The 12,209-nt window shown below is 61.9% G+C and carries 11 protein-coding genes; 8 read left to right on the plus strand and 3 right to left on the minus strand.

All coding sequences use genetic code 11. From position 1 onward, the window contains the following. Nucleotides 1-83: 83 nt before the first annotated feature. The 5 genes from ACO06J_RS08970 (at nucleotide 84) to pdxA (ending at nucleotide 6,622) form a co-directional block, all read left to right on the plus strand. Entirely contained in the window at nucleotides 84-1,169 is a 1,086-nt protein-coding gene (locus ACO06J_RS08970; protein WP_421760358.1) for an LptF/LptG family permease, read from the plus strand. Further along, the gene (locus ACO06J_RS08975; RefSeq protein ID WP_421760359.1) at nucleotides 1,166-2,218 is read left to right on the plus strand and encodes an LptF/LptG family permease; all 1,053 of its coding nucleotides are present in this window, start codon (nucleotides 1,166-1,168) and stop codon (nucleotides 2,216-2,218) included. Before ACO06J_RS08970 ends, ACO06J_RS08975 begins: the two co-directional genes overlap by 4 nt. A gap of 2 nt (nucleotides 2,219-2,220) precedes the next feature. Continuing rightward, on the plus strand, nucleotides 2,221-4,497 hold the full coding sequence (locus tag ACO06J_RS08980; RefSeq protein WP_421760360.1) for an LPS-assembly protein LptD: 2,277 nt from the start codon (nucleotides 2,221-2,223) through the stop codon (nucleotides 4,495-4,497). Nucleotides 4,498-4,580: 83 nt separating this feature from the next. After that, on the plus strand, nucleotides 4,581-5,459 hold the full coding sequence (locus ACO06J_RS08985) for a peptidylprolyl isomerase (protein ID WP_421760361.1): 879 nt from the start codon (nucleotides 4,581-4,583) through the stop codon (nucleotides 5,457-5,459). A 107-nt stretch (nucleotides 5,460-5,566) separates the two neighbouring features. Next, nucleotides 5,567-6,622: a 4-hydroxythreonine-4-phosphate dehydrogenase PdxA gene (pdxA, locus tag ACO06J_RS08990; RefSeq protein ID WP_421760362.1), complete on the plus strand. Its 1,056-nt coding sequence runs from the start codon at nucleotides 5,567-5,569 to the stop codon at nucleotides 6,620-6,622. 27 nt (nucleotides 6,623-6,649) lie between these two features. Here pdxA and ACO06J_RS08995 read toward each other — a convergent pair whose 3' ends face one another. Then, a complete protein-coding gene (locus ACO06J_RS08995; protein ID WP_421760364.1) occupies nucleotides 6,650-8,338 on the minus strand; it encodes a methyl-accepting chemotaxis protein in 1,689 nt (562 codons plus the stop codon). Nucleotides 8,339-8,527: 189 nt separating this feature from the next. Next, a complete protein-coding gene (gene copM / locus ACO06J_RS09000) occupies nucleotides 8,528-8,968 on the minus strand; it encodes a CopM family metallochaperone (protein WP_421760365.1) in 441 nt (146 codons plus the stop codon). Nucleotides 8,969-9,097: 129 nt separating this feature from the next. Here copM and rsmA point away from each other — a divergent pair, with 129 nt between their 5' ends. After that, nucleotides 9,098-9,928 (plus strand): 16S rRNA (adenine(1518)-N(6)/adenine(1519)-N(6))-dimethyltransferase RsmA, encoded by an 831-nt coding sequence (gene rsmA / locus ACO06J_RS09005; RefSeq protein WP_421760366.1) that lies wholly within the window; start codon nucleotides 9,098-9,100, stop codon nucleotides 9,926-9,928. Continuing rightward, on the plus strand, nucleotides 9,928-10,209 hold the full coding sequence (locus tag ACO06J_RS09010; RefSeq protein WP_421760367.1) for a hypothetical protein: 282 nt from the start codon (nucleotides 9,928-9,930) through the stop codon (nucleotides 10,207-10,209). Before rsmA ends, ACO06J_RS09010 begins: the two co-directional genes overlap by 1 nt. 77 nt (nucleotides 10,210-10,286) lie before the next feature. On the opposite strand, the gene ACO06J_RS09015 is transcribed toward ACO06J_RS09010, so the two are convergent. Next, entirely contained in the window at nucleotides 10,287-10,580 is a 294-nt protein-coding gene (locus tag ACO06J_RS09015) for a hypothetical protein (RefSeq protein ID WP_421760368.1), read from the minus strand. A 207-nt stretch (nucleotides 10,581-10,787) separates the two neighbouring features. Between ACO06J_RS09015 and ACO06J_RS09020 the strand changes: the two genes are divergently transcribed. Beyond that, nucleotides 10,788-12,197 carry a class I adenylate-forming enzyme family protein gene (locus tag ACO06J_RS09020; RefSeq protein ID WP_421760369.1) on the plus strand — a complete coding sequence of 470 codons (1,410 nt, stop codon included), beginning with the start codon at nucleotides 10,788-10,790 and terminating at the stop codon, nucleotides 12,195-12,197. Nucleotides 12,198-12,209 lie beyond the last annotated feature (12 nt).

Consider the following 12,209-nt stretch of genomic DNA (forward strand, 5'->3'; position numbering starts at 1 on the left):
GCGAGGGTCAGGGCGGGCAATCTCCGCCCGTTGTCGATCCGGGGCTGACCGGGCGGCGGCGCGCGTCGGCCGCAGAATGACACATGAATCGACTAAACCTCTACCTGATCAAGCTTTTTTCCCGTGACGCACTGGCGCTCCTGGCAGTTGCCAGCGTCATCATGTTCATGGCGCAGAGCCTGCGCGTGATGGACGCAGGCTCGCTGCGCGGGCTTGGTCTGACGGTTCTGCTGACCCAGGCGCTGCTGTCGATGCCGACGGTTGCAGTGAGTTTTCTGTTTGTTTGCGCCGCTATGGGCCTCGCCCGTGGGCTGCGGACCCTGCAAGCGACGCGTGAGTTGCACATCATCCACATGGGACAAAGGCTGTCGGCGCTGCTGGGCGCGATTGCGATCTATACGCTGATCGCAGCCATGATAGCGCTGCTCCTTGCACATATCCTGGCCCCCGCAACGACGCGGGCGGCCAACGTGATCCGGGCGGGAATCGCGGCGGACCTGGTGGGTCGATCGCTGGTTCCGCACCGGTTCGCCACGGTGGTCGAGGGCGTGACCATTACGGTCGGGGGACGCAAGCCCAATGGTGAGATTACCTCGTTTTTCGCCGATGACGACCGTTCGCCCGATGTGCGGCGAACCTACATTGCCGATTCGGCGCTGCTCACCGCCGACGAGCGCGGCTATGTGCTGCAGCTGATCAACGGCACGATCCAATACCGCACGAAGGAAGGGCGGTTCTCGGAAATCTCTTTCAACCGCTACGACATCGCGCTGGAACGGCTGACCGGAGAGCAGGACGAGGAAAAGCACGGCGGAAGCTATTCGAGCCTTTCGATTCTCCAAGACTATCTGGAGACTGGCGAATGGACGCGCGACATGCTCAAGGACCTCATCGGTCGAACGATTGAGGGGCTGCGGGTTGTTGCGCTCTGCCTGTTCGTGACGGCAATCGCAGCGTTTCCGAGTGGCCGGCGGCGTGACCCGCGGCTGCCGATCGAGTTGACCGTACTGTTCGTGGCGTTCGTAGAGCGTGGCATCAGCACTTATCCCCCCTCCTCCGGCCTGCTGGCGCCGGCGACCGGATGTGTCGCACTGATTGCGGTCTCACTGGTTATCCTCATCCTCAGGATGCGGGCGCTGGCACCGCTGCCGCGCGAGGCCCACTCATGAGGCGGATCGACTGGGTGATCGTGAGCCGGCTGGGCGCCAGCATCGCACTGAGTATCGCCGTGATGTCGGGGATCGTGGCGCTGGTGGAATCGCTCAACACCTCGCGGTTCGAGGCGCTGTCGGCGAGTGGCGGGGCACCGCTGGCGCTATTGGCAATCGTTGCGAGTTCGGCGCGGTGGGTGCTGGATGCACTGCCACTATTGGTGCTGATCGGGGCGATCATCGGGCTGCTGCAGTTGCAGAGCTCGCGGCAGCTGACGGTGATCAAGGCGGCCGGCTTTTCAGTGTGGCGGATCATGCGGGCGCCACTGGCTTTCGCGGTGCTGCTTGGGATCGTAGTGGCGCTGGCGCTGGATGCCGGGACCGTGGTGCTGAACCGCAACCTCTCACCCGGGGGGCAGCAGACCAATCCGGGCAGGCTTTGGTTCGAAGAGCGGAAGGCCGAGGTCCACTACATTGTCGAGGCAGAGTATGTGCATCCGGGCGGAGGCCAGTTGGGAAGCGTCAACGTGTTCCTGCTCGAGGCGCCGCGTGACCGGATCGAGGCGGAGACGGCGCAACTGACCGGCGGGGAATGGGTGATGGCAAAAGCCACCCGCTTCCGATCAAACAGCAAGCCTGAGCCTATCACTGACTTTCGCTTGCCCTCGTCGCTCTCCAGTGGAGATGTCCGCGCCAAGCTCGCATCGGTCAATGACATGACGGTATACGAGCTGGGAGAGGCAATCGCTTCACGGCTGACCGATCCGACAGACCGGGCGCCAACGCTCACCCGGTTTCTGAAGTTGCTGGCGCTGCCGCTGACGCTGATGGGGTCGGTGGTGATTGCGTTCGCGTTTACTGCCGGTTATCGAAGGACGAATAAGTATGGTGCTGCGGTGCTTTATGGCATCGCTCTTGGCTTTGTGCTTTATGTGCTGGCCGAGATGGCAAACCGGGCGGGATCTGCGGGTGCCATGCAACCAGCAGTAGCGGTGATCGGGCCGGCAGTGCTAGCTATCGTTATGGGAGTGACGGTGCTGCTGAACAGGGAAGACGGGCGGACGTGACGATGCTGCGCCGCGACCGGTGGCTGGTGACGAGCCTGCGCAGGATCTGCGCGGGGCTTTTGCCGTTTGCCGCGATGCTGGCGCTCGGCGTTGGCAGCGCCTCGGCGCAATTCGTTCCCGAGAACTTTTTCGATTCGGTTCCTGCGGCCGGTGCGCCTGCCGAGGTGGAAGCGAACCTGCTCTCCTATAACGCCAATACCGATGTGATCAGCGCCCAAGGGCGGGTGATCATGCGCTATTCGGGCTATCGGCTGGAATGCGACGTCCTGCGCTACGTCCAGGGTACCGGCGCCGTGCTGTGCGAAGGCCATGTGCGGATTGTCGACCCGGTGGGCACTCAGTTCACCGCTGACAAGGTCGATGTGACAGGTGGGATGAAGCAGGCCTTCATCGAGTCGCTGACGCTGACTACCATCGACGGCGCGCGGATCACCGCGCATGACGTCAACTACGATGCCGAACTGCGCAACGTGCTCACGGACGCCACATACAGCCCCTGCGGGGACTGCATCGATGTCAAGGGCAACCGCATTGGCTGGAAAGTGCATGCGGCGCGCATGGTGCAGGATCCGGTGACCAACCAGATCACCATCGAGCAGCCGCGCCTTGAAGTGCTGGGCGTGCCGATTGCGTGGCTGCCATGGGTTTCGTTGCCCGATCCGAGCAAGCCGCGCTCCAGCGGGTTTCAGCTGCCCACTGTCAACTACAGCAACAGTCGTGGCCTGATCGTTGGGGTGCCGTACTACATCGCCGCTGGTGAAAGCACCGACATCATGCTGCGGCCGCAGTTGATGAGCCGGCAGGGCTTCCTGATGGCTGCAGAGTGGGAACAGCGGTTCGACTACGGCCAGATGAACCTCAGCGCCTCCGGGCTCTATCAGCTCGACCCGGGCGCGTTTTCCGGCGAGGTCGGCGACCGGCAGTGGCGCGGCGCGATCCAGAGTTCGGGTCACTTCCAGGTGGCGGAGAACTGGACGGCGGGCTGGTCTGCCACGGCATTCTCGGACGCGAACTACCTCAAGGACTACAGCATCGATGACTCGGACTCGCTGATCAACGAGCTCTACACGACCTACCTGACCGATGACTTTTATGCCGATCTGCGGATCCAGCAGTACCTCGTGATGGGGGACTACACCGAGGCCGACCAGGACCAGCAGGCGCTGGCGATCCCCAACCTGCACGCCGATCTGTACAATAACTCAGAGGCTTACGGGCAGCTGCATGTGACATCGAGTGTGCTGGGCGTGTCTCGCGACGCGGATTCGACTGACAGCTATGCCGGTGTTCCCTACACCTTCGGATATGCCGGGCAGAAGCTGCACGCCATGGTGGAGGCCTCGTGGCAGAAGCAGTTCATCATTCCCAGCGGGCTGGTTGTGACGCCGTATCTAGGCCTGCGCGCCGATGCGGCGACGTTTGACAGCACGGGCAGCGGTGTTGATGCCTCGCTGCTCACGGCGACGCCGATCGCGGCGGTGGATGTGCGGTTCCCGCTGATTTCAACCAATGGTGTCGATTCACAGTTGCTCGAGCCGGTGGCCCAGCTGGTGTACCGCGGTTCTGACACGACCCTCACCGGGATCACCAACGACAACGCGCACAGCTTCGTGCTCGATGAGAGCAACATCTTTTCGTACAACCGTTTTTCGGGCAGCGACCGGCAGGAAACGGGCCTGAGGGCCAATATCGGGGCGCGGTATCTGGCGACACTGGGCGACGGCCGCTGGCTCGAGCTGCTGGCAGGAGAGTCGTTCCACCTCGCGGGTGTGAACGCATTGGCGATCGGGGACGAGGTCAATACCGGGATCAGCACGGGACTTGGCGACGATGCCTCGTACATCGTGCTGGCGGCACGTGGCTCGCCATCGGATGGCACGGTTGTGGGCGCCAAGCTGCAGATCGACCCCAACGGACCGCGGATTGCACGGGCCGGGCTGGGCGGTGACATCGACCTGGGTAACAAATACGGCCTTGGGGCCGACTATATATATCTGCCTGCTGATACGGCGACCGGCGTGCTGGCGGACCAGCATGAGGTCACTGTGCGCGGCTCTGCGCCGCTGCCGATGGACTACTGGTCGGCCAAGGCGAGCCTGTCGTGGGACCTCGGCACCAATGCCTGGCTCGAAACGACCGGCGAAGTCGACTATGACGACGGCTTCTTCTTGGCTGGAGCCTATGCGGGTGCAACAGGCGCAACGCATGAATCCGGAGAGGGGTTCACCTTCGGGATCAAGTTGCAGCTGAAGGGTCCCGCTGGCAAAAGCGCGTTCTGACCAACCGATTTTGGCCGTAATCTTCGAACATGAGAACGTGCGCCGGGGGCTTGCCGGCAAACTTGAAAACCAATGGTGACGACATGCTCCGCCTGATCGCTGTAACCCTTGTGGGATTGATGCTGACCGTTGCGCCGACGTTCGCGGCCACCAAGGCGACGGTCAACGGCGTGCCGATCTCCGACATTCAGATTTCGCAGCGCGTCAAACTGATGAAGCTCGAAGGCGGCGGCACGAACCAGAAGGCCCTGGTGCAGCTTATCGAGGATCAGCTCAAGCTGCAGGAAGCCAAGCGGCTGGGCGTGACCATTTCCGACGCGCAGGTCGACGATGCCTTCCAGACGGTGGCGCGCAACGTCAAGCTCTCGACCGACAAGCTGCGTGCCGTGCTGTCACAGAATGGCGTCAACATCGACACGATGAAGGAGCGGCTGCGGGCCGCCCTCGCCTGGCAGGCGGTGAGCACCCTGGCGATCAAGGCGCGCGTGCAGATTTCTGACGTTGAGCTCGACAAGGAAGCCGAGGCGGCGCTGACGCCGGACAACAATTTCGACTATATTCTCAAAGAAGTGCTGTTCGTGAGCACAGGCAAGGCTTCACCCGCTTCCCGCACTGCTGACGCCAACCGTTATCGCAGCGCCTACAAGGGCTGCGACAGCGCTGTGGATGTATCGCTGGGCTTTACTGATGCGGCGGTGCGCGACATGGGCCGGCGGCACGCGACGCAGTTGCCCGACGCAATTGCTGGGGAACTGGCCAAGCTCAATGTCGGTGGGATCACCAAGCCCCGCGTGGTTGAAACCGGCGTCTCCATGCTGGCGATCTGCGCCAAGGAGGCCGCCAAGGACCTGACGTTCGTCAAAAGCAAACTGCGCAATGAACAGGGCAGCAAAGCCATGGAAACCGAGGCGGCAACTTACCTCGAAGAGCTCAAGAAGAAAGCTCAGATCGTCTATAACTAAGCGGTACTTGGTAGCTGTTCACGCAATTGCTGGATAAAGCTTACAGGTCTCTTATTTTGTTGCTGGCATACATTATTTCGTCGCCCGACAGGATTGGGTGACATTTGATGCCGTTTCTTGCGAGGCGCATTGTGGTCGATACCTTGCCTTTGCCGCTGGCCGTCAGCATGGGAGAGCCGGCCGGGATCGGGCCTGACCTGATCCTGCGGCTATTTGCCAACCGGGCGTGGCTGAACCTGCCGCCATTCGTGGTCTACGGACATCTGGGTTTCCTCAAGGCCCGCGCCGAGCGGCTGGGGCTTTCGATCGTGTTCGCCGAGAGTGCCCCGATTGGGGCGAACGAGATTTTCGCCACTGCACTGCCAGTTGTGCACGTGGAGGGTCTGGTGCCCGACAAGCCGGGCGATCCCACACCGCTTTCAGGCAAGGTGGTGATCGAAGCGATTGCGCGGGCGGTAGGCGATAGCCTGACGGGAGCCTGCCGCGGGCTTGTGACGGCGCCGATCCATAAGGGCGCGCTCTATGCTACGGGGTTCAAGCACCCCGGCCATACGGAATTTCTGGCGGCGCTGTGCGCCAACAGCACCGGAACCCCCTTCCCCGTGATGATGCTGGCCCACGAGGGTCTGCGCGTGGTGCCGGCCACAATACATGTGCCGATCAGCAAGGTGCCGGCGATGATAACGGCCGAACTGCTGGTGACCACGGGGCGGATCGTGGCGCACAGTCTCAAGACTCGATTTGGCATTGCTGAGCCACGCATCGCCTTTGCGGGCCTCAACCCGCATGCGGGTGAGGGTGGAGCGATCGGGATGGAGGATCTTGATGTCGTTGCGCCAGCGGTGGCGCAACTGAATTTCGAGGGTTTTTCGGTGGTCGGGCCGTTGCCGGCCGATACGCTGTTCCACTTGCCGCATTGGCGCAAATACGACGCCGTGGTGGCGATGTATCACGACCAGGCACTGATCCCGATCAAGACCGTGGCGTTTGACGAGGCGGTGAACGTGACGCTGGGGTTGCCCATCGTGCGCACCTCACCCGATCACGGCACAGCGTTTGACCTGGCTGGCACAGGCAAAGGATCGGACGCCAGTTTTCTTGCTGCACTGAAGCTGGCCGATCAACTGACCAGCGGCGAGCTCACCCAGCAGCACGCCGCATAGCAGCCGCCGTGCCTTGAGGCGGGTTGGTTACGCGGCGCGGGTCCGGCGTTGCGGAGCTTCGATGTGGAAGCCGGCGGCCAGCTTGTCGAGTTCGACGGCCTGGGCTTCGGTCTGCTCAATGGCGGCGTTGGTTTCCTCGACAAGCGCAGCATTGTGCTGGGTCATCTCATCCATCTGACGAATGGCAACTGTGATTTCGCCGATGGAAGACGCCTGCTGATTGCTTTCGGTCGAGATCGATCGCATCAGGTCGCTGTTGCGTTGCACGGCGTCGACCATCTTGCTCAGATTGCTGGTAGCCTCTGAGACAAGGCGCGAACCCGCCTGCACCTCAGATGCCGACTGCTGGATGAGGGTTTTCACCTCGGTGGAGGCCTCAGCAGCAGACTGAGCCAGACGACGCACCTCTACCGCAACCACGGCAAAGCCCTTGCCGGCCTCCCCTGCCCTCGCCGCTTCGACCGAAGCGTTCAACGCGAGGAGATTGGTCTGGAAGGCGATATCGTCGATCATGCCGATGATATTTGAAATCTTGCCTGAGGATGCGGTGATGCGTTCCATGGCACTGTTGGCCTGCTCCATCACCCGGCCGCCATCCACGGCGGCCTTCGCAACGGCTTCGGCATTGACCGATGCGTCATCGGCGCGCTCGGCGTTGGTGTTGACCATATGCGCGAGTTGCTCCATGGCGGCCGAAGTTTCCTCGATGGTTGCAGCCTGGCGCGTGGTGCGCTCAGCAAGGTCATTGGCCCCGCTTAAGATCTCGCCGGTGGCGACACGCAGCGTCCCAGATGTCGCCTGCAGGTTCTCGACGATCTGGCGGAACTGCATGACGGTGTTGTTGAACGCGATACGCGATTTATCGAGCGCACCCATGAAGTGCTCATTGATGCTGAGCGTCAGGTCGCCCTGAGACAGATCTTCGAGGTACTTGCCGAGCGCCTCGACAGCGCGCCGGCGGGCGACGGCCTCGGTGGCGTCGGTCGCAAACTTGATGACCTTGTACGGCTTGCCGCTCAGATCGAAAATTGGGTTGTAGGACGCCTGTATCCAGACCTCCTTACCGCCCTTGCCGATGCGGCGGTACTCAGCCTGAAACACTTCGCCGGCGCGCAAACGGGCCCAGAAGTCCCGATATTCGGTGGATCGGGCATAGTCAGGCTCGACGAACATGGAGTGGTGCTTGCCCACGATCTCCTCAAGCGTATAGCCGACAGCAGCGCAGAAATTCGAGTTGGCCTTCTGGATGACACCCTCAAGACTGAACTCGATCACCGCCTGAGCGCGGGAAACGGCTGCGATTTCGCTTTCGAGTTCGTTGGCGTGCTGGCGCTGATCGGTGACGTCGGAAGCGATCTTGACGATTCGGACCGGCTTGCCGGCCTTGTCTAGAACTGGATTGTAGGACGCCTGGATCCAGACCTCGCGTCCGCCCTTGCCGATCCGCTTGAATTCAGCCTGCTGGAACTTGCCCGCACGAAGGCTGTCCCAGAACGCTTTGTATTCAAGCTTTTCGGCTTCACCGGGCGGCATGAACATGCGGTGGTGCTTGCCGACGACCTCGCTTGCCTCATAGCCCATGGCTTTCAGGAAATTTGGGTTGGCCTCCAGGATCGTGCCATCCAACGCAAAGCTGATGATGGCCTGCGATCGTTGAAAGGCTGCAAGTGTGGCGGCATCTGCACTGGATTTCAGCAAGCGTGAAATGATGGACACTGCGATCTCCCGAGGACTTCACATCCCAGCTTTGCTCCAACATTCCTAACGATGACTTTCAATCCTGTCTCATGCACGCCATTTGTTTTTGACATGATGTTTTTTGCTAAATATTTAGCTCCGGCGGACCTTGTATTTCTTCATCGAGAGCCCGCCGGCGGATTTTAACTTACTCGTCTGAGTTTACTACTATTTTTGCGTCGCCAGCCAAGCGGTCATATCGGCGATTTCCTTTTCCTGCGCCGCGATAATCTGTTCGGCCAGGGATTTAGCCCAAGCATCGTCGCCATTGGCGAGTTCGGCCTTGGCCATGGCGATGGCGCCACGGTGGTGAGGGATCATCGAGCAGACGAAGGCGACGTCGGGGTCGGCGGCGGTGGCGCCGACCATCATATCGGCATTCATCTGGGCCATGCCCGCCATCAGGTCGCCATGCGCCTGATCTGCTGCCATGGGAGCCATGGCCATGTTGCCACCCATGCTGGTGTCACCCATCGACATGCCAGCGTGACCTGCATTGGCGAGGCAGATGGCCGGCAGATCTACCGGAGGGGTGGCGCTGCCGGCGGCAAGTGCACCGGACGTTAGGGTACCTAGGGCCAGTAGCGTTGCGAGCACGGTCTTTGACATAGCGGTTTCCTGAATTTGGTGGTCACCAAAGGGTGAGCTAGCACTTTGATGCGCCTTCCCACCGTGGGAAGGTCAAGTCCTTTTCGATGAGGCATTTTCGGGAGCCGACAAATCCGCTATGGGCTCAGCATGCAGATCGACAGTCTTCCCCCGCTCCGCGAGGTTATCGCCACCCATGGCCTCCGCGCGCGGAAGGAACTGGGACAGAACTTCCTGCTCGACCTCAACCTGACGGCGCGCATTGCCCGTGTGGCCGGGCCGCTTGAGGGCGTGACGGTGATCGAGGTGGGCCCTGGACCCGGAGGGTTGACGCGGGCGCTGCTCGCCGAAGGCGCGCAGAGGGTGATTGCCATCGAGCGCGACGAGCGCACCCTGCCCGCGCTGGCCGAGATTGCAGCGGCCTATCCGGGCCGGCTAGAGGTGATTGCGGGTGATGCGCTGGAGACAGATTTCGCGGCGCTGGCGGATGGACCGACACGCATTGTTTCGAACCTGCCGTACAATATCGGTACGGAGTTGCTGACGCGGTGGCTGACGGTGGAAACGTGGCCGCCGTTCTTCGAGAGCCTGACGCTGATGTTTCAGCGGGAGGTGGCCGAGCGCATCATCGCCAAACCGAGCGAGGACGCCTATGGGCGGCTGGGCGTGCTGTGTGGCTGGCGCACGGAGGTGCGGATCGCCTTCAATGTCGGTCGCGAGGCGTTCACCCCACCGCCCAAGGTGACCTCGAGCGTGGTCCACTTGCGACCCAAGGCCGTAGAGGATGGTGTGGCGGTGCGCGACCTGGAAGCGGTAACGCGCGCGGCGTTCGGGCAGAGGCGGAAGATGGTGCGGCAGAGTCTCAAATCGCTCGGGGTGCCAATGGAGGCACTGCTGGCAGCGGCAGGGCTCAGGGGTAATGAACGGGCAGAAACACTGCCGGTCGAAACATTTCTGAAGCTGGCGAAGGCACGGCGCTGATGGGCGGGATCTTTGCCCTGATCCTGGCGTTCGTGGCGTTTGCAGTGGCGATTGCGATGCCGCTGTTCGCTCAGCGCTGGACAACCCTGGCGATCATGGTGGCTGGTGCCGTGCTGTTCTTCGGGTTTGTGACCTACGACCTGCCGCATCCTGATGGGATCACGCAGGTGCTGGGGCCGTTTGTATTCGGGCTGATGCTTTTCGGATTTGCAGCCGGGGTCATCGCGAAATTCGTGATGCTGCTTGGCCGGCGGCCGGAAGATGCGTCGGAGATCGAGTAGGGAAGGTAGGCAAGGGCCCCCTCACCCGGCGCTACGCGCCGACCTCTCCCCCGAAGGGAGAGGTAAGTATTCGAGTCTCAGCCGGAGAGCGATGAGGGCGGGACGCGGCCAGTGCCTTCGGCGTCGAGTTCGGCAATGGCGACGGTGCGCTTGAGGATGCTCGCAGCCTTGACCAGCAGGGCAGTGTTGACCTCGTGAGGGCTCATCCGGTCGTTGGTTTCGGCCCAAACACGCAGCGTGAGGTTGTGATCGAAAGTCTTGCGGGAGAGGACTTCGCGCAGCATGACCTTCACCTTGGCCTGCGTCCGTCCGCCCAACGTCGGATGGCGCCGAACTTCGTCGATTGTGCAGGCTTTGATTTCAAATGGCATAAAATTCGTCCCCCTGAGGACCATCTAGCCGCCTGATTCCGGCATTCCGGGTAGGCATGGGCCGGGACAATTCACCGGTTTGAGGGGCTTATCCACAGAGCGCTGGTTGTAACCTTAATGATCAAGCTTAAGGCCAGGCGCGAATTATGAGTAAGTGGCTGGCGCGCCGATGAAGATGTGTGGACCGGCTGTGACAGGATGCCGTTGATGCGCTTTACCGACCTGATCTCCTACCAAGCACTGCTTGAGCCGAGCAAACCTGCGATCGTCGCCGGTGGCAAGATCGTGACCTTTGGCATGCTGGAACATGCAGTGCGCTCCCTTTCAGGACGTATCCATGCGCTGGGACTGCAGCCGGGGAGTCTCGTGGGGCTATCGATTGAGGTGCCTAGCCGGCATGTGGCGCTCAGTCTGGCGCTGGCCCGGTGCGGGCTCGTCTCGGTGCCCTATGCGTCGGCGGCGACACTGTCGCAATTGCCGCCGCTGGCCCTTGGTCTCAGTGACGGCGGCTTGGTGGTCGGCAGCGCGGCGATAAACCTCGTTGTTACCGATGAGTGGTTCGCACCCTCGGAGCAACCCGTGCCCGACGTGGCAATCGCCGACGACGCCGATTGCCGGGTATTCATGTCGTCGGGGACCACGGGGACGCCGAAGCCAATCTTCCAGAGTTTCGGGGGTATGGATGCACAGGCGCAGGTGGTGGCCAATCATCATCTGCTCGCCGGCCGCGTGTCGCGTATCCTGTGCGCGATGCCGCTGAAATCGGCATGGGGGTATCGGTCAACCATTGCGGCGCTTGCCAATGGAATTGCGGTGTACTTTGCGGCGGGCACCGCGGATATCCCGATGACCCTGGCCGCCTATGGCTGCGAGTATCTCATCTGCTCGGTCTATCAGTTGCAAGAACTGGTCCGGCTGCAGAGCGAGACGATGATTCCGCTGCCATCGCTGGCAGCAGTCTGTACCGGAGGCAGCCTGGTTCCGGCTGAACTCGTGCGCTCGGCACAGTCCCTGCTCTGCTCGCGCATTATCCTGATCTACGGCTCATCGGAGGTGGGACATAGCGCTCTCGAAGTGGCGGGCATGCACCCCTGGCAGGACGGCGCAACGGGCTTTGTGACGCCCTGGACAGAGATGGAGGCGATTGCCGAGGATGGGCGGGTGCTGCCTCGCGGCGAGACGGGCGAACTCAGAGTGCGCTCTTTCGCGCAGGCGCGCTTCGGTGGCCAACCTGCGCCGGACGGTGAACTGCCGTGGTTCTATCCAGGTGATCGCGGCTCGATTTCGCCTGATGGCCGGCTGACGATCAGCGGCCGAACGGTCGACATCCTCAATATCGGCGGAACAAAATTGTCCAGCGAACGGATCGAGCACGCGCTGAAGCGGCATCCGATGGTGATTGACGCCGGGGTGATGGGTGTTGCTGACCGTCAGGGCCTGACGGAAGTCCGCGCGGCTGTGACGGTGCGTGGAGCCGTTGCCGAGGCGGAGCTTAGGTCTTTTGTGGCCACCAGTTTCCCGGTTGCCGCGCCACAAATGATCAAGATTGTAGCCGCGATCCCCCGGGGTGATACAGGCAAAATTCTGCGAGAGGAGTTGCGGGCGCTGCTGAACTAGCCAGTTGGCGAC

Origin of the sequence: Devosia sp. (assembly GCF_965229025.1) — a bacterium.
In the GTDB taxonomy this organism is placed as follows: Bacteria; Pseudomonadota; Alphaproteobacteria; order Rhizobiales; family Devosiaceae; genus Devosia_A.